Below are 17,529 nucleotides of genomic sequence, written 5' to 3' on the forward strand. Positions count from 1 at the left end.
ATGTTCAGCTAGAAGACCTCCGAAAAATCCCAGTTTTCCGGGGCGAATTCCACTTTCCTATATTATTTCCGCCGATTTGACTACTGCATTTAATGCAGTATAAAAGATACTAGCTGACTCGACCCTGATGAAAAGGAAGGACAGATATGCGCGCAAAAACCACGGTTTCCGAGATCGACACACAGATTGAGCTGCTGAGGGAGAAACGCAAGACCATGGTCGCCAAGGCCAATGAACGTTTCGCTAGCGCGGCGCGGAGGGCCGGTCTCGCCGAACTGAACATTTCCGACGCCGAGCTCAATGACGTTCTCGCCGAGATTACAGCGCGATTTCGCGACGGCGAAAAAACCACAACGGGCGAATCCGCTTAAGAGGCTAGATCAGCGGATTATGTTTCTCGAACGAAGGCGGCAGCGCGATATGACAAACGATCGTAAGCGCGAAACACGCGAAAAGATGATCTTCGGCGGATTGATCATCAAGGCTGGCTTGAGAAAAGCCGATCGCGCATTCCTGCTCGGCGCCCTGATCGAGGCGAGCCGGATCCCGTCAGATACCGCACGCTACAACCAGTTACACAAGATTGGGATGGAAGCGTTTCGAGCCGACGCACGCATGACCAATGCGGAAAGCAAGGATCTAGAATGACGGTACAGTGATGATCAAGCCCAATGCTTCCGAGAGCATTGCGCCTGCGGTCGTGATCACAATGGATGGAACGGCGACAACGATCTTTTTGCCTCGACGTGTCGCTTGGTTCGCACCTACCACGGCGGCCATGTCGGTTCCAGCTGCTGCATCACCAGATTTGCTATTTTGGAAGTGTTAAAGCCGATCCGGATCGGCTCGAAACGAAGCCGCCTGTGACATCTTACTCTCCGCGCTCGGTTTCGAGAGCGGCAATCTCGTCGGAGATTTCCGCAATCCGCTGACGGAGGTCCGCTTCGGTACCGTCGTCCACCTCGCCTTCGCCGAAACAATAGCGCGCTATATGCAGCTCGAGCTTGGCTTCAAGCTCTTCGCGCTTGGTCCGTAGATTTTTAAGATAGCTGTTTCGCATTGCGAACTACGCTTTCCGAGAAAAGAAAATAAGTCTCACCCAAATAAATGGGATCGAAACCAGAAAGTTTCGATAGGCATCCTGCGCCAAAGCTGAGGCGCGACGCGCGACAAGACCGCATGCCCAGGCCATTGCAACGCAGCTGACCGATCATCACATTCATGCGACTCGCATCTGAAATGATCCTCAAGGCAAATATTAGGCGCTGACATTCGCTTCGGATTTGGGCTAATTCAGGCGGAATGTTCGAGGTATGCTGTGTTGAACGAAAAAATTGCCGTCATTGGCCTCGGTTATGTGGGCCTACCAGTCGCAATCGCGCTCGCCGGAAAATTCCGCGATGTGGTCGGCTTCGACATCAAGGCCTCCCGCGTCGCCGCACTGAAGGCAGGCGAAGACGATACCCGGGAGGTTTCTTCCGAACGGCTGCGGTCGAGCGGGCTGCGCATCAGCAGCGATATCGAGGATCTCAGGGATCGCGATGTCTTCATCGTCGCCGTGCCTACACCGATCGACCGGAACCGGCAGCCTGATTTGCGGCCGATGATCTCCGCCTCGCGCACGGTCGGCAAGGTTTTACGCAAGGGTTCGATCGTCGTCTACGAATCCACCGTCTATCCCGGCGTTACAGAAGAGGTCTGCGGTCCGGAGCTGGCCGAAGTTTCCGGGCTGCGTCAGGGCGAGGATTTCCATGTTGGTTATTCGCCCGAGCGCATCAATCCCGGCGACACGGAGCACACCTTTGAGCGCATCGTCAAAGTCGTCGCAGGCGATGACATGGAAACGCTGGAAAGGATTGCCGCCATCTATGGTGCCGTGGTCGAGGCCGGCATCCATCGCGCCCCCAGCATCAAGGTGGCCGAAGCCGCCAAGGTGATCGAGAATACGCAACGCGACGTCAACATCGCGCTGATGAACGAGCTTTCGATCATTTTCGAGAAAATGGATATCCGCACGGCCGACGTGCTGAAGGCGGCGCGGACGAAATGGAATTTCCTGCCTTTCACTCCCGGCCTGGTCGGCGGCCATTGCATCGGCGTCGACCCCTATTATCTGACGGCCAAGGCCGAGGAACTCGGCTACCACCCCGAGGTCATTCTTTCCGGCCGCCGCATCAATGACGGCATGGGCGCCTTCATCGCCCAGAAGCTTATAAAGATGCTGGTTGCGGCGAAAAAGCCGATCAACGGCGCCCGCATCGGCATATTCGGCCTGACCTTCAAGGAAAACGTGCCCGACCTGCGCAACAGCCGCGTGCCGGACATTATAAGCGAACTACATCAGTTCGGCCTTGAGCCGCTGGTGCACGACCCGATGGCGAGCCATTCGGAAGCCGAGGAAGAATACGGCATAAAGCTCAGGGAGCTGACGGACTTCGGCAAGCTTGATGCCGTCGTGCTTGCCGTCCCCCACAAATCCTATCTGGCCGAGGGCGCCGCAGAGGTCCTCGATCTTTTGAACGAGAACGGTGTCGTTGTCGACGTGAAGGCAGCCCTCGATCGGAGTAATCCTCTATTGGAAGGTCATTCGGTCTGGAGCCTGTAAGCTGAAAGGCCAGCTCAACGCCCCTTCATCCCAGCACCGGCAACCGTTGCCGTCAGCCCTTCTTCAACCGAGTAAGGCGGCGACCAACCGGTGACCGCCCGCGTCTGGCTAATATCGACCTGAAGCGAGCCAAGCAACCGCTGCGCGGCGGCTCGTCGCCCCAAAAGCGCGGCAAGTCCCTCGAGCAGCGCAGGCGGCACCGGCAGCATCCAAGCCTTGCGCCCCGCGGCCAGAGACAGTTTGGCGATCAGCTGGCCGATCGAAAGATCTTCGCCGTCGCTGACCAGGAACACGCGGTTTCCGGCAGCAGAATGGTTGGCGCAGAGCAGCATGAAATCGACGAGATTGCCGACATAGACGAGCGACCTGCGGTTTCGAACCGCCCCGAATGGCCAAGGAAACGGCCGGGCAGCCCATCTCATCAGGCTTTCGAAATTCGCCTTGACGCCGGGACCATAAACGAGCGGCGGCCGAATGATGACCAACTCCATGCCAGTTTCCGTTGATATCGCGAGCAAGGCCTCCTCTGCCTCAAGCTTCGAGCGCCCATAGGCATCTTCCGGATGCGGCGCGTCCGAAGCCCTGAAGGGCTTACCCGCCGCCGTCCCCTCGCCGTTGACCTTGATCGAACTCAGGAAGATGAAGCGTTTCACACCTGCGGCCGCTGCCTGTCGCGCAAGGTTGAGCGTTGCATCGACATTGACGGCGCGGAATGCGGCCAGCGGGTCGGCGGCGCTCTCGTTCATGACGTGGACGCGGGCAGCCAGATGCATGACGGTATCGACGCCGGCAAGCGCTCCGGTCCAATCAGTATCGCCACTCACTGCCCCGATGGCGGCGAAGCCTGGGCGGGAATTGCGACTGACCGGCCGATAATCCATCCTCCGGCGGGAAAGCTCCGCGCATAGAGCCTGTCCGACAAAACCCGTCGCACCCGTCACCAGGATCATCCGCGCACTGCCTCCGCTTTTCCGCACCATGATTAGCTGAAACATGCTTTGCACTGGATATCCGCTCTGAACAAGGGCGAGGAATCTTGCGGAGGATGGTTGTGCTTAAAATCGCGATATGAGATGCACAGGACAATGACGACCTTCATTACCCTCTGAACAAAGGGCGATGCAACGACAAGAGACGATGCTTTATACGATCGCCAAGCGCCTTTTCGATTTTCTCGCCGCTCTTGCCGCGGCAATCGTCTTTTTCATCCCGATCCTGATCGTTGCTCTCGCAGTGCGGTTGACCTCGCCAGGTCCGATCCTCTATTGGTCGGATCGGGTTGGCCGGAAAAACCGGATCTTCCGCATGCCGAAATTTCGCAGCATGCGCACCGATACGCCTGCCGTCGCGACCCATCTGCTGAAGAACCCCGACATTTATCTGACGCCCATCGGGTCTTTCCTGCGCAAATCCAGCCTCGACGAATTGCCGCAGCTTTGGTGCATCCTCAAGGGCGAGATGAGCATCGTCGGCCCGCGCCCTGCCCTTTTCAATCAGCACGACCTCATAACCCTGCGCACGGAGCGCGGCGTCGATGCCTTGCTGCCGGGCCTAACCGGCTGGGCGCAGGTCAACGGCCGCGACGAGCTGCCCATCCCGCAGAAGGTGGCGCTAGACGAAGACTATCTGCGTCGACGATCTTTTTTCTTCGACTTAAAGGTTATTTTCCTGACGGCCTTGAAAGTGGTCAAACGCGACGGAGTTGCGCATTAACAACCATTCGGCGAAATCGACATTATTGATGCAACGGCATGGGAAAATCGCCGTATTCCTGCCCCTTTGCGACCATAGGGGCCGTCATGGGGGCGAGAAATGCCGGATGGTGAATCGATTCTGGATGAGGGCGGACGACATTGGATGACTCGCGCATGAACAAACCGCATGCTGACCTTGCAGCCGAACCCGTCGGCGTCACAAAGGCTGGAAGCAGCATGACGAAACCGGTCGCCATCATCGGAGGCATTCTCTGGCTGCTGGTCGCCTCGCCGACCGTGGTCGAGAGCGACACCTATCGCTACGCTTCCGCGCTCCTGTCTCTGATCGCCCTCTACTACTACATGAAGGCACCGATACGGCCGCGCACGGACTGGATCGGCTGGCTTTGCATGGGCTGGGCCTTCTATGTCATGGTCCGGTTCTTCATCACCTTCTGGCTGACGCCGCAGCACGATATCGGCGCCTCAGACTGGCTCTATGCCTTCCCTTTCTTCTTTCCCATCATGGGCGTCGCCTTCCTGCTTTATGAGGAGCTGATGGAGAAGATCGTCGCAGCCTATTTCGCGATGGTCCTCATCATGCTGGTCGCCACCCAGCATCTGCGCGAGGTCTTTGCCGGCGAAACCATCCGGCCGCTGATCATGAACAACCAGATTCACGGCGCCGTTGCCTGCGGCATGATCGTGATCTTCACCCTGTTCTGGCTGTTGCACTACCTGACGGACAAATCCAGTGACCGCCGGATCGCCCGCTTCGCCTATATCGTTTCGCCCTTCATCTTCGCGCTCTGTTTCATCGCCATCTACGGCGCCAAATCAAAAGGCGTGTGGCTGGCGCTCGGCATCACCCTGCCGCTGCTGGCGCTGATCACGCTGACCTACCTGCGCCTGAAGAGCGGCGTTATCATCATCATCGCTATCGCAGCCCTGTTGATCGCCGGTATCTATGGCGTCAGGCACAATCTCGACAAGACGGCTGGCCCGACCGTGGCGGCAGCCCTTTCCATGGTCGAAAATGTGGCCAACGGCCACGAGATGGGCGGCGTGATTTCAAGCGCCATCAGCTCCAGCAATACGCCGGTGTCGATGGACGAACGCCTGCAGCTCTGGTCGAACAGCTGGGAGGTCTTTTCCTCCGCACCGATCTTCGGTTGGGGCAACCGGTGGCTCGAACGCTGGGCGGAGACGCGCTACTCGCATGTCCAATACACGCTGCTGCACAACGGCTACCTGGAAATCCTGGTGCGCTACGGCTTGTTCGGTGCGGTAATCATGGGCTTCATGCTCGCCATCTTCATCCGCGCCGTTTGGCGCGCCCGCAAGGCAGGCATTATCCCGCGCGCCGCGTGGCACGCCTATATCGCCTGCCTCTTCTTCTTCTCGCTAACCCTGCTCAGCAACTCCAACAACCGCCTGGCGATCGGCGAAAGCCTGGCCTTCGCAAGCTCCGCCTTCGCCTGCTGGTGCCATATGCGGCTGAAGGGAGAGTATTTGACGATGGCGAAGGTGGAAAGGAAAGAAGCGGCCGTGAGAGCGTGAGCATGATAGTTGCACGACTACTTCCGGTATCCGCCCATAGTGGTATCGCTCCGCCATCTAAGGGCGCTTAACCTAGCTCAGCTCCTATTTAAGCCAAGAGCCAATTGCTTAAATAACACTGCATCCTCGTAATTGGGCATGTCCGAATCAGCTTCTAACCTTCGGTTAGGCCGCTTCGTCGAGACGACTATAGCGGGCGAAATCGTGCACGCCTTCGTGCCACCCCCATTACCGCCTGAACCGTCGATCGACGTGCTGGCCCTACTGGAAAGGCTGAGCCTAGCCGAGCGGGCCTTTGGGCGCGCCATCCTCATTCGATAGGCCGATGTCGAAGGCGTCGCGAACCACCGCTTCCGCTGACTTTACCTCCTCGTCCGTCATCTTTTCGAATTCACGACTGCGCCGCTTCTTGGAAAGCGTACCCTCGTTCTGACGGATGAAATTGATGAGACTGGAGATCATCCCGTCCGGCATCTCAAGGAAATCCTGAATGCGTCCCTTCGCTTCATCGAAACGCGAGAGGTGATCGATCTCGTTTGGCAGGTCATGCCTGATCGTCTGAACGACGCAAGCATAGAGAAATTCCGTCAACTCCGTGTAATCTCCGAACCTGTAGAGATCGGTGGTGTCGTTGACAACACGCACGTTTTTCTCCGGTGTCGGCACCCATTCGATAAAGGGCAACAGCGGTCCGGTGTAACCGCGCAGGCGCGCGCCATACTCCTCCTGGCGTTCAAGAAGTACGGAAGAAATGGGAAAGATCATGCCGGCGGGCGTATATCCGCGCTCGGACAGAACATGGTGTATGAGGTACCGATGCAGGCGACCGTTTCCGTCTTCAAAGGGATGGACGAACACGAAGGCGAAGGCCATGACCGAGGCTTGAAGTACGGCATCGACCCCACTCTCCGCCATCCTGCTTCCTGCGGCTATGATCCCTCCGAGAAGATCGTTAATGTCTTCGTGCCGGGCTGAAACGAATTCGGGGAGAGGATCGTCGTTCCAGTCGCGATCGCCAATAAAGCCGCCGGCGTCTCGCAGGCCGCGCATAATGAACCGGTTCTCCTCGATGACAATGTGCTGGAGGCGCACGAGTTCGTCGACTGTGATCGGCCGCTTTCCCGCTTGGGCAACAGCCCTCATCCAACGCTCGAGGCGGCTTCGCGGCGGGCGTTCGCCTTCGATCTGGTAGGATGCCTGGCTATCCGACAGAAGCAGAAAGCTTGCCGCGCGCGTAACGATCCCCTTCCCGATCTTTCCGATGAGCTCTTTGGCTTCAGCATCCCAGCGGTGGGCGACCGTGTCGACGAGATATTCGGTGCGCCTTAATACGGGGCAGAATGCTGGTGTACCAAGGAGATTGTCTCGCACGCGGTGACGGGGCGAATTCACCGGGGACGATGTGAAGTAGCTCGCTGTGTCAAGCGCTTCAACATAGTTCCCCCGTTCCGCGTCCGGAATGTCAAGGCGTGTACCTGTCAGCCATTCATAGAAAAACCAGATCCGGCGCGTCGCGCTGCTCGTCGGTTCGGCTTCGATTAGCGCTGCGATCTCACTTGCCGGGACGATGTGAAATAGCTTTTTTAGGATCAACAGATCGATCGTCTCGTGCCTCAGTGCGAAAGACAGATGTCCAAGCAAGCTGTCCCCTGGAGCGAAGCGCTTGTCGAAGATCGTCCAATCTTCATGTGCTCTCCTCGAGCCATAGACGAAGCCCTTCGCGACGCACGAGGGGCGACGAACAGGGGCTGCAATCCCGTATTTCTGGATGAGAGCTGCATACCCAACGGGAACCGTATCCGTTGGCACGATACGCTCTTGGAAGACCGCCGGATTTGCGGGATTGGCTGTCATGCCGACTTCCTTCCTCATCGAAAAACAAGTTACATCATCGAAGGATGATTATTTTTGAGACATGATATCGAAAATCGCTTACATCGGAAATCAATTATCTTTATCGAAAAACGCTTAGATACGATCGATCATATCGAAAATTGATTAATTGTGGGCATAGGCCTCATCGAAACCGCAAGTTTCGCATCGAAAATCGATTAGTGACATAGGTCGAGATAGAACTAATCATTTCTCCGCTCGATCACGGCTCAAAATAAATCTCGCTAACCCGAAACCGCCCATCAATCCGCTTGCACTGGACAATGATATCGATCGCGATCTTGAGCAAATTACGAATATCGCCACGCTCAAGGTCACGACCACCTTCCGACTCTTTTACGAGTAACGTCAGTTGCTCAAATGCCAGCGCCGCAGAATCGGCATGCACCGTTGTGATCGATCCGGGGTGTCCTGAATTGACATTCCGGATGTAGTAGAAGGCCGAACCGTCGCGCAGCTCCTGTAGAAGAATGCGATCGGGTCGCATCCTGAGGCACGATTCGAGCAAATCTTTCGCGCTGATTTTCGACAGCCCCTGCTCTCCTTTCGAATAGAAAAGCCTGACGTGATTGGGCTGCGAGATGACCAGCTCCGGCGTATCCTCGATCGAGATTATCCGCTCATGCTCTGGGATATGCCGGATCAATGCCTTCGACAGAGTTGTCTTGCCCGATCCGGTCGCGCCCGAGATGATGATGTTCTTGCGCGCAAGAACCGCCGCACGCAGAAACGTCGCGTAATTTCCTGCCTTAAGGATCTCGTCCAACTTCGTATTGGAGGATTCGACATGACGGTTTGGCGAGGAGACATCGGAAAACAATCCACCCTTTTCGAGATCATCCAACGTCAGCGTCACTAACGACGGCTTTCTGATCGTGACGCTGACCGTGCCCTTAGTCGTTGCCGGTGGAACAACGATCTGAATCCGCTCTTCATCGGGCAAAGAGGCCGACAAGACCGGCCGGACCTCATCGATTGCCTGGTTCGAATAGCTTGCAATCGCCCGGGCCAGACGCATCAGCTTCTCGAAACTAAGATCCGGCAGTGCATGATGCTGCCATCCCTCCGTTCCCTCAGTCAGCACTTCACCCGGGCGGTTGACGACGATCTCATAGAGCGACGTATCCTTCAGGAAGCGAGATAGTGGCAAAAGCAATTCACGCACGACACCAGCATCTGAAGCTTCCGCCATCTTCCGCCCTACTTCGTCACGAGCGTCGATCGGGGCATGAAATCTCCCGACACCGCCCGATCGAGGATCCTGGTGCGGGGTTCGGTGACACGCAGACTATAGACGTCGGAAAATTCGAGATCGCGGGCGACAAAAATTGAGACGAGTTCGCCCTGATGCTTTGTCAATGTCGGCACAATATTGATGGATTGCTCGACGGCGATCGCTGCTGCCTGCTGGCCAGCGGTCGTCGTATTCTGCGCCTGAACGTCACTATCCTGCAGCCGGCTGCCGGCATAGGTCGTCGCGTCGCCAACGATGGAGAGCAGGATGGCGCTGCCGAAGCGCTCCCACCAATGCGTGTCGACATAGCCATCCATGCCCGCCCGCCCGAGTGCGTCAGTTGCGGGCGAGGCGAGTGTAATAATCACACCTCTTGGCGTTTTTGCCCGGTTCCAAAGCACGAACAGACGCTTCTGGCCCCGGTTCAAGCCGCCTCGATATTCTCCAACGATCTGAGTTCCTTTCTCCATCAGAACGACGCGGCCATTGTCCGAGAGCACATCGCGGTTGATGACGCAGCTGGCGAAGCCCGGCTGATCGGAGGCGAGCGCCGTCTCCAGCACACAGGGAATCGAAGTTCCCATCGCCACGATGAAGTCGCGATTGCCGAGCGTGCCGGCGCGTGATCCTTCCAGATGGGTCGGCGTCAACATCCTGTTGAAGCGCTGATCCTCCGTTTCAGGTTGGGCGCCACCAAGGCTGCCTTGAACAGGGAGATAATTGGAGCCAGGGTCTTGCGACATGGCGGCGGCTGTGTTGCGGCGTTGCGATGAGGACTGCTGTCCATTATAGGCCATTACCGGCGCACGGCGGGCAGAATCCAACAAAGTGTCCTCAGCAGGTGTGACCTGCTCCTTTGGCGCAGGCGTCGGTAGCAGCACTTCGGGAAGCGGTGCAGCCGGCTTTACCTCTTCCTTCGCCGGCTCGAAGTCAGCCGTCTGGCGAATAACGACATGGTCGGGCTTTGTTGTCTCAGTCTTTTGCCGGTCACGCATCGACCACAGCGAAAACCCAACAAAAGCGACCATCGCTAGAACCACGGCACCGCGCTTCAGGAATGGACTGGCCTCAGTTCGCGGGTTGACATCCGTCTCGGCGCGCTCGCCTGGGATACGGTCTTCCGCCTCATCCGCCATGAGCCCCTCCTGTTACGGCACTTGCCGCCTGCACTTTCATGACGCGCTTCACCGAAGGCGATGTCGTATTGGTGTTGGGATCGATGCCCATCGGATCGTAGGCCTCGTTGAAGATGCAGAGCACGTCTCCTCCCCGCCGTAGAATGAATTTGCGGCCAATCGCATGAACGAGCACGAGATCACCGGCGACCGACTTAGGTACCAGGCTCTCGGTGCCGTCGGAGTTTTCCATATAGATTGCCGGCATTTCCTGATTACCGGGGAAGGCGATAGTCGTGATCTTGCCGTTGTCATAGACAGCGTTCGGTTCCAACGCTTCTGATCCCTGTGCCGAATAATGCCAGTTGCGCGGTCCATATTGCTCGTGCAAAGCCAGCACAGTGTCGGCTTGTCCAGCTTGTGCTGCCTGGGTCTGCGCGAGCGCCTCCTGACGGCGGCGTTCCCTATCATCTGCCGGATAGCGAAATTTGACATAGAAGTAAGTGTCCTGGCCGGCGGCAACCGGACCGTCTCGAACCGTCAACTCCATCTGGTAACTGCGCGTCGAACCATCACGACGTGTCGTGACCACGGAGATGTTCGTGACCGGCTGGTTCTCTCGCGCCTTCAGGAAGAGGATATTGCCGGCGGGCGCCACTTCCCAGGCGACCGTGTTGCCAAGCGCCACATGCGCGATTTCCTCGTCGGCGGCAAACTCCACCTGGACGGAGGAACGTAACGAGCCCACGATCCTGGTGATATTGTAAGGCTGATAGTCGACGAAGCGGATCCGACTGTCCTGGGATGCGCCGCGCGGCGTTTCCAAGGCAAGGGCTGCCGACGGCAGGCTAGCAGTCAGGAGCAGTGCGATCAAACAATGATGTTTCAGATGTGTCAATTGATGGCCTCCGGATCGGATCGATAGTCGCTGACAGCGAAGCCGAGCGGATTTATCAGCCGATCGGTCGAGGACATTGGAGCATTCACATAGGAGAAGGTAAGCGTTGCCACCCAATGGGTCGTATGGGTCTCATCACCGCGGGTGATGGTACGCATATAGCGAACAGAGAGTACATTGGCGTTGATCAGCGAGATGGAAACAATGTTGATCCGCGATGTGGCGCCGCGGCCGTAGATATTTTGCGGGGAATCCGGATTACCACCGCGATAAATTGCGGCAAAGCGGGTCTGTTCCGGCGCCGTTGAGAGCAGCGAAACCGTGCGAAAATTCTCCTCCGCCTCGCTCCAGACATAACCCTCGCGAGCACGAACATAACGGGCGGCAAAATACTTGGTCACCGCTTCGTCGTAGGTGCCAGCAGTCGATGTGAGTGCCGAAACGACATCGACAATACCGGTGGAATTGTCGACTCTCACGACAAAAGGCTCAACTGTCTTTAGCGGTGTCAAGCCTGCGATGGCGACAATCGAAATCGCCGCAAGAACGCTGGCCCCGGTGGCCACGAACCAGGCAATCCGAGCCGAACGTTCCATGTGAATCATGCGGTCCTGATCGAAGCGCCGGGCCCTATCGAAATAATCCTTGAGACTGTCCGTCGTCACCATCACCGCTACCCTCCGCATGGGCGGTAGGAATCGCCGACAGCAAAATGCGCGAAGGCGGCGGGAACGATGTCCGGCTTTTCCTCGACATAGGCAGGTGGCTTGCCACCGGACTGTGCCGGAGAAGAGTGAGGAGGTTGGGGCGTGGACCGGCTATCGCCGTCCCATTGCCACATGGCGCGATTGAGCGGCCGGCGCGAATAGCCGTCGCATTTGGGCAGGGGATAGGAATGTGACGCGCAGCCGCCGAGCGTTGATACCACACAAAAAAGCACGAATATTCGGATCATCGTGAACCAGCCATCTTGTTGTTTGCTTGAAGTTCCACATCAGTCGGTTCTTTCGGAACGAAAGCTGCGGCCAAGGGCACGTGCACCCCGACCAGTCGCTCGCGCCATGTAGGTAGCACCTCGGGCAAGCGTGCCTTCATGCGCGTCGCGTGCCGCGCCGTAGCCGTAGGTGAGCGACGCTCCGCCAGCGGCAAGTGCCGAGGCGATGCCTGGAAGCTGGTAAAAGACGTAGAGGGCGGCAAGGCAAATGGCGCCGAGCGCAACGGGTCGCATGAGTACGTCGCTGTAGCTCTCGATCATTGTGAAGGTGGAATCGATACAGGTGATGAGTAGGGAGCCAACCGCCACGACCAGTACCTGCAGGATCACGAAGTTGGCGAGTTGCCCGATCCAGGCTTCGGTAAAGCGGCGTGTCGAGCGGAACATGGCGAGCGCTACGAAAATCGGTCCGATCGCAAGCACGATCGCAAGCGCCAGGCGGGCATAGAGCGAGACGATATAACCGATCGCGGCAACCACGAAGCTTGCCAAGATGACCAACATGCCGCCGAGACCGGTAACGATGTCGACTCCCCATGAGGCGCGCGACCAAATCTCCCGCGCGCATTTCTGCCCTTTATCCAACAGGCTGTCGAAGGTCGAGGCGCTTGGTATCGTGCCGGAGTTCAACGCCTGTGAGATTTCCTTAGGCAATGTGTCGAAGAAGATATTGCCGATATAAGTCTGGTACTCGCCAGCATTCGTGACCAGCATCAGGATGATGGCAAGCTTTATTGCCCGAAAGGCGAAATCCATGATCGGTTCGTGGACTGATCCGCGCAGGATCAGAAAGCCATAGAGGATGACATAAAGTGTCAATGCCGCCGTCAATGGCCCGGTGACCCAGCTGGCAATATTCGACGTACCTGACGATATGAAATTCTCCAGCGGCGCCTTGAACTGCCCGTCGACGAAAGCAAAGATCTGATACATGCCTCAGCCTCCGAGTGCTTTGCCCATGCGTTCCAGGCGGGATTTCCAATCTGCTGCCTTGGCATTCACGCAGTTCGGCGTCTCTCGCAACTCGCCGGGATTGCTTTTGCATTTGGCGATGAGATCCGACAGCAGCGTTTGGTTGGCCATCAGCTCGTCGACCGAATAGGTACGCTCGGGCTGCTTCGAGCAGCCGAACAAAGAGAGGCCGAGTGTGAAGAGAACAAGAAACTTCATTGAAGGGCTGCTCCCATTGTATCCATGCGCTTGCGCCAATCCTCGGCCCTGCGCTGTTCATCGACCTGAACCTCGGCCTGCTGCACCATCTGCAATCCCTGCATCCTGAGCATATCGGTCTGGAGAAAGGCCGTTTCGGCCTGCAGGCGTGCCTGCAGATCGGCGATATCTTTGGCGTCGCTCGCCGAAGAGATTTGTTGGCGTAATTGATCAATCCCGTCGATCCGCCTGGTCGCAGCGTCGTAGATTTGCTGGCCAAGGCTCATCTGCCCTGCATTCTTGTTCTGAAGACGCGACAGTTCCTGAGCATAAAAATCGTTAGCGCTCGTTTTGTAGGTCGAATTGTCGGTCAAGAACTTTGAGGCCGCATCGCCAAGCGTGCCTGAACCTGAGCCCTTGAGCAGGCTTTCGACCGCAGAAAAGTCTTTCGGCAATGCCTTGCGGATCGCCGGATCGTTCAACAGGCCGGCGACGTCGGCCATATTGGTCAGCTTGTTTAGCGAACCGTAGAGCTGCTGGGCCTGCTGGAGTTGCTGGTTCAGCGCATCGAGCTGCGATTTCAGCTGGGTTATGCTTTCGATCTGCTTGGCAATCGCCGTCTGGTCGATCACCGGGATACCCTGCGCGCCGGCGACATGGGCTGAGACGAGCAACGCTAACGCTGTTTGTCGAAGAATTCTGCATCGAACCATCACACACTCCTTCTTTGCTGGAACATTCGTAACCATGCTTCGCCATCGCCTTCGTCTCGGAGTTCAGACCGGATTGCATCGGCGAGTTCGATATTGGCCGTTCGCCCGGACAGGATTGCGAGCTCATCGTCGAAACCGTTGAGATTGAGTTCGGCGACGACACTGTTGTGACCCTGTTTAACAATGAAGCGCCGGCTTTCGGCGGAGAGCTCGCGGGCAACCAACTCGAATTCGCGCTCGGTGAGCTTGAAGCCAGCGACATAGTCGTCTCGGCTACCGCGGGAATTCGGCAGGAAAACCTGTGTTGGGCATTGCTCTATGATCGTATGCGCGATCGATGAGTTGATGGCGTCACGCGGGCTTTGCGTGGCAAACAGCATCAAGCCATTCTGCTTGCGGATGGTCTTGAGCTTGTTCTGGGCGAGATCAAGAAAGCTCTCGTCCTGCAGCGCCTTCCAAAACTCATCGATGACGATGATAATCCGCCGGCCATCGATCAATTGTTCGACGCGATAGAAAAGATAAGCCATCAAGGGATTACGGATTTCCTCATTGTCGAGAAAATCGGTCATGTCGTAGCCGAGAAATTTGGCGCCGATACCGATCTCATCGGCCTCGTTGTCGAAGACCCAACCAAGCGGCCCGCCTCTTTCCCACCGACGCAGGCGCGCGGCGATCCCTTCCGGATCGGTATTGTTGAGAAAGGTGCGCAAAGCGCCGATCGTGCGCTGCTCTTTCGGCAGATCGGCAAGACCATCGATCGCCAGCGCGATATCGCTGACATCGCTGACCGAAAAATCACGCATGCCCGCACCGGCTAGCTTGGCGATAAATCGTGCCAGGAATATCTTGTTCGCCGGGGTCAGCGCTAAGGCTTTCAGCGGCGCACATCCGGTCGGCAGCCCGTTCTTCAGAGGCAAATAGGTTCCGCCGGCAGCCCGAACGAAGAGGTCGGCGCCACGATCCTTGTCGAAGAAGACCATGTGCGGGTCATGCTTTTCGAGTTGCGATAGCATGAAATTGAGAAGTACGGTCTTACCGGCACCCGACGGACCGCAGACGAAGGTGTTGCCGAGATCGCCATAGTGGAAATTGAAATAGAACGGCGAGCCTGACGCCGTCTTCAGCATGGCGACGGCGGGGCCCCATTCGTTGCCGTCCTTCCTACCCATCGGATAGGAATGAAACGGAGAAAGCGCTGCAAAATTCAGCGAGGTGACCGCACCGGAACGGGCCCGATGCCGAAAATTACCGGGCAATTGTGCCCACCATGCGGCCTCGAGCCCTAAATCCTCGCGCGCCACGACGGCGCCGCCATTGGTCAGATGCGAGCGCGCCTTGGCGAGATTATCAGCAAGGTCTTTGACAGATGAAGCGAATACCCCGAGGGTCAGATGGTGCTCGCCGAGCACGAAACGGTTCGATTCCAGCTCGTCCATTGCCGCGTCAAGCTCTTCAATCTGGGAGGCCGCCTTGTCGACCGCACTCACCATTTGGTTCTGCTTGCGCCCCATGATGGTGCGGGCATCGGTTTTGGACCTGAACGCGAAGGACTGAGCGAGGATCAGTTCGAAAGGTGCCGTCAGAATGCCGTCCAGCATACCGCCGCGGGTTCTTGATGGATATTCCTTGAAACCGAACATGCCAGCATAACGGCTTGTCCCTTCATCGCGGATCTCGACTGTCTCGCGCCCGAAGATTAGACGATCGGAATAGATCGCCGAGGAGATCCTGCCGTCCGTCAATGGTACGGGTTCTCGGCGGCCGCCGATCAACTGATGCAGCACCTCGCTCGGTTCGGAAAACAGGATGCCCTTCTGATCGTAGAGTGACAGCACGCGTGGCCCGAAGCGTCGCAGTCCCGCAGTGACATCGGTTACTTTGTCCCGCAGATGCTTCAGGCTATCCTCATCGAGCTCCACTGCGGCTCGTTGGACCTTGCGAAGCCGTGACAGCAGGTTTGCGAGCCGTTCGGTCGGATCGCGTGCCGGATGCCAAAGCAGAGTGAGATAGAGATCGTTGCGAAACAGGTCTTCGCTCACCATCCGCTCCCGATACTTGCCATTCAATGTTGCCGAGAAGGAATTGGTGAATTCGCCGTCGGGATAAGTGTTATCGCGCCGGCGGATGAGGTGGGTCCAGAATGCCAAGCGCTCGTCCGCAATATTGCGGTAGAGCGTGTTGAGATCGCGCTGCAGGCTGTTCAAATCGATAGCATCGATTGTCTCGAACGATACGCCCTCCAAAGCGATCATCGCTAGCAATGCCCTGGAATCGAGTGCGATCACGGTCTCGTCCACGTGCCGGACATAGGGGATAAATGTTTCCGGTTCGAGTTCACGGAATTTGAGACGGGACACATTAGGCATGACCAAGGTCCCTTTCGTCATAGTGTCGCACTAGCCTCAACGGCGTCAGCGAAGCACCGCTCCAATAGGCGCCGTTGCGCGAACGACCCCGGGTTTCGATCCAGGCCAGCAGAATACGGAACATGTTGTGGTCATGCTTGACGAGCGAGCGAAAAATGAAATGAAAGACCACACCGACAAGCCCATAGGCAATCGAGCCGGCAATTATGTAGAGGATCGTCGTCAGTATAATGTTGACGCCCATGGCCTCCATCGTTACCCCGGCAATCATCGCTGGCCGGGTGCAGGCCAAGAACAGGGTATCTTCCTCAAGCGAAACCTTCTCCGGCATCATCTTCAGCCCCCGGAAATCGTGCTGACGATCTGCGAGGCGCCAAATAGAATGCCGATACCAAGCACGACATAGGCGGCCTTGCGAAGGTCCAGGTAACCGAACATCCAGGCGATACCGACGATGATGACGGCGATCGTTGCCAAGAGCTTGGCAACGTTGCCGGTGAGTAAGGTGACGATATTCTGCAGAACCGTCTCGATCCCGCCGGCGCTCTGTGCGAAGGCTGGCTCGATCATGGCGATCGAAAGGACAGTTGCCATCGCAACGGTAACGCCAAATGCACGAATATTAATTCTCGACATCATTCAGATTGCTCCGGGGGATCATTTTGGAAGATCAGCGCAGATGATTGCCGCGCTGCATGGAAGACATCCCAAGACCGTAATTTCGCCGGCCGTTCGGGCAAACGCCCTTCCTCACCGTTCAAGGACGGATCACTGGACTGGATTTCTGGAACTGTCGGCCGCCCGACACTCTGCCCTATCGCTATGGCGGACAGCGTTTTCGAAAGCCGTTTGGCCTCGCTTCGGACCTGATCGTCATACTGCGCCATCTTTCCGACCGAAGGATCGGAGCGCCCGTAGTAGGATTGCAGCATCACGCGCTCAGCCTGCTGCGGCGCGGCGCCGGCGCGCTCGGCCAGACGATAATAGCCATCGAGCAGTGTGGCCGTTGCCTTGAGGTTGAGGCACGGGTCGAAGGCGTCCGCGATGCTGAGATCAAACTTGCGCAATTCGGCGATGCCAATGCCGCCAAGCCCTAGCTGGACATCTTTATGCTCCGCCATCAGCGCCGTTGCGGCTTCGATCGCCTCCGCCTTGCTCTTCGGTTGTTCATGAAGAGATGAGCTCCCGCCCACGCGAATATCAAAAGGCTGGAACTGGCTTTCGAGACTGACAACCGCTGCAAGCGTTTCGATCGCAATCGCCGGCGCACAGGTCTGGGCAAGGTCGGTGAAGGAGACGGCCATG

20 protein-coding genes and 1 pseudogene are annotated in these 17,529 nt (G+C 57.3%); 6 read left to right on the plus strand and 15 right to left on the minus strand.

Going from position 1 to position 17,529, the window contains the following annotated elements; translation table 11 throughout:
* Nucleotides 1-146 precede the first annotated feature (146 nt).
* On the plus strand, nt 147-371 hold the full coding sequence (locus HGP12_RS11500; protein WP_168878802.1) for a TraC family protein: 225 nt from the start codon (nt 147-149) through the stop codon (nt 369-371).
* Between the two features lie 49 nt (nt 372-420).
* Entirely contained in the window at nt 421-648 is a 228-nt protein-coding gene (locus HGP12_RS11505; RefSeq protein WP_168878803.1) for a conjugal transfer protein TraD, read from the plus strand.
* A 223-nt stretch (nt 649-871) separates the two neighbouring features.
* Here the strand turns inward: HGP12_RS11505 and HGP12_RS11510 are convergent, their stop codons facing one another.
* Entirely contained in the window at nt 872-1,060 is a 189-nt protein-coding gene (locus HGP12_RS11510) for a hypothetical protein (RefSeq protein WP_168839689.1), read from the minus strand.
* Nucleotides 1,061-1,318: 258 nt separating this feature from the next.
* Here HGP12_RS11510 and HGP12_RS11515 point away from each other — a divergent pair, with 258 nt between their 5' ends.
* Nucleotides 1,319-2,605 (plus strand): nucleotide sugar dehydrogenase, encoded by a 1,287-nt coding sequence (locus tag HGP12_RS11515; RefSeq protein WP_168878804.1) that lies wholly within the window; start codon nt 1,319-1,321, stop codon nt 2,603-2,605.
* Between the two features lie 14 nt (nt 2,606-2,619).
* Here the strand turns inward: HGP12_RS11515 and HGP12_RS11520 are convergent, their stop codons facing one another.
* On the minus strand, nt 2,620-3,555 hold the full coding sequence (locus HGP12_RS11520; protein WP_168878805.1) for a UDP-glucose 4-epimerase family protein: 936 nt from the start codon (nt 3,553-3,555) through the stop codon (nt 2,620-2,622).
* A gap of 187 nt (nt 3,556-3,742) precedes the next feature.
* Here HGP12_RS11520 and HGP12_RS11525 point away from each other — a divergent pair, with 187 nt between their 5' ends.
* The 3 genes and pseudogenes from HGP12_RS11525 to HGP12_RS33965 form a co-directional block, all read left to right on the plus strand.
* Entirely contained in the window at nt 3,743-4,318 is a 576-nt protein-coding gene (locus HGP12_RS11525; RefSeq protein ID WP_168878806.1) for a sugar transferase, read from the plus strand.
* Nucleotides 4,319-4,473: 155 nt separating this feature from the next.
* Nucleotides 4,474-5,859, plus strand: a complete 1,386-nt coding sequence (locus tag HGP12_RS11530) for an O-antigen ligase family protein (protein WP_168878807.1) — start codon at nt 4,474-4,476, stop codon at nt 5,857-5,859.
* A gap of 138 nt (nt 5,860-5,997) precedes the next feature.
* Nucleotides 5,998-6,162 (plus strand): annotated as a pseudogene (locus tag HGP12_RS33965) (Fic family protein); the annotation flags it as partial.
* Here the strand turns inward: HGP12_RS33965 and HGP12_RS11540 are convergent.
* From HGP12_RS11540 to HGP12_RS11595, 13 genes are all read right to left on the minus strand, one after another.
* Nucleotides 6,139-7,713, minus strand: a complete 1,575-nt coding sequence (locus tag HGP12_RS11540; RefSeq protein ID WP_168878808.1) for a Fic family protein — start codon at nt 7,711-7,713, stop codon at nt 6,139-6,141. The pseudogene HGP12_RS33965 and the gene HGP12_RS11540 sit on opposite strands and share 24 nt — an antisense overlap.
* Before the next feature lie 241 nt (nt 7,714-7,954).
* A complete protein-coding gene (gene virB11 / locus HGP12_RS11545; RefSeq protein WP_168878809.1) occupies nt 7,955-8,944 on the minus strand; it encodes a P-type DNA transfer ATPase VirB11 in 990 nt (329 codons plus the stop codon).
* A gap of 8 nt (nt 8,945-8,952) precedes the next feature.
* Nucleotides 8,953-10,122 (minus strand): type IV secretion system protein VirB10, encoded by a 1,170-nt coding sequence (gene virB10, locus HGP12_RS11550; protein WP_168878810.1) that lies wholly within the window; start codon nt 10,120-10,122, stop codon nt 8,953-8,955.
* Entirely contained in the window at nt 10,112-10,990 is an 879-nt protein-coding gene (gene virB9, locus HGP12_RS11555) for a P-type conjugative transfer protein VirB9 (protein WP_246703331.1), read from the minus strand. Before virB9 ends, virB10 begins: the two co-directional genes overlap by 11 nt.
* Before the next feature lie 5 nt (nt 10,991-10,995).
* The gene (locus tag HGP12_RS11560; RefSeq protein WP_168878831.1) at nt 10,996-11,667 is read right to left on the minus strand and encodes a virB8 family protein; all 672 of its coding nucleotides are present in this window, start codon (nt 11,665-11,667) and stop codon (nt 10,996-10,998) included.
* A gap of 5 nt (nt 11,668-11,672) precedes the next feature.
* Nucleotides 11,673-11,954, minus strand: a complete 282-nt coding sequence (locus tag HGP12_RS34770) for a hypothetical protein (protein ID WP_246703319.1) — start codon at nt 11,952-11,954, stop codon at nt 11,673-11,675.
* Between the two features lie 39 nt (nt 11,955-11,993).
* Nucleotides 11,994-12,926: a type IV secretion system protein gene (locus HGP12_RS11565; protein ID WP_168878812.1), complete on the minus strand. Its 933-nt coding sequence runs from the start codon at nt 12,924-12,926 to the stop codon at nt 11,994-11,996.
* Between the two features lie 3 nt (nt 12,927-12,929).
* Nucleotides 12,930-13,163 carry an EexN family lipoprotein gene (locus tag HGP12_RS11570; protein ID WP_168878813.1) on the minus strand — a complete coding sequence of 78 codons (234 nt, stop codon included), beginning with the start codon at nt 13,161-13,163 and terminating at the stop codon, nt 12,930-12,932.
* Entirely contained in the window at nt 13,160-13,855 is a 696-nt protein-coding gene (gene virB5, locus HGP12_RS11575) for a P-type DNA transfer protein VirB5 (RefSeq protein ID WP_168878832.1), read from the minus strand. The genes HGP12_RS11570 and virB5 overlap by 4 nt, the downstream gene beginning before the upstream one ends.
* Complete coding sequence (locus tag HGP12_RS11580; protein WP_168878814.1) at nt 13,855-16,224, minus strand: VirB4 family type IV secretion/conjugal transfer ATPase; 2,370 nt, start codon at nt 16,222-16,224, stop codon at nt 13,855-13,857. The genes virB5 and HGP12_RS11580 overlap by 1 nt, the downstream gene beginning before the upstream one ends.
* Nucleotides 16,217-16,555, minus strand: coding sequence for a type IV secretion system protein VirB3 (locus HGP12_RS11585; protein ID WP_168840063.1), 339 nt, complete (start codon nt 16,553-16,555; stop codon nt 16,217-16,219). The genes HGP12_RS11580 and HGP12_RS11585 overlap by 8 nt, the downstream gene beginning before the upstream one ends.
* Before the next feature lie 5 nt (nt 16,556-16,560).
* On the minus strand, nt 16,561-16,863 hold the full coding sequence (locus HGP12_RS11590) for a TrbC/VirB2 family protein (RefSeq protein WP_007694680.1): 303 nt from the start codon (nt 16,861-16,863) through the stop codon (nt 16,561-16,563).
* A complete protein-coding gene (locus HGP12_RS11595; protein WP_168878833.1) occupies nt 16,860-17,528 on the minus strand; it encodes a lytic transglycosylase domain-containing protein in 669 nt (222 codons plus the stop codon). The genes HGP12_RS11590 and HGP12_RS11595 overlap by 4 nt, the downstream gene beginning before the upstream one ends.
* Nucleotide 17,529 lies beyond the last annotated feature (1 nt).

The sequence above is a fragment of the Rhizobium sp. P28RR-XV genome, assembly GCF_012641385.1.
Lineage (GTDB): Bacteria > Pseudomonadota > Alphaproteobacteria > Rhizobiales > Rhizobiaceae > Rhizobium.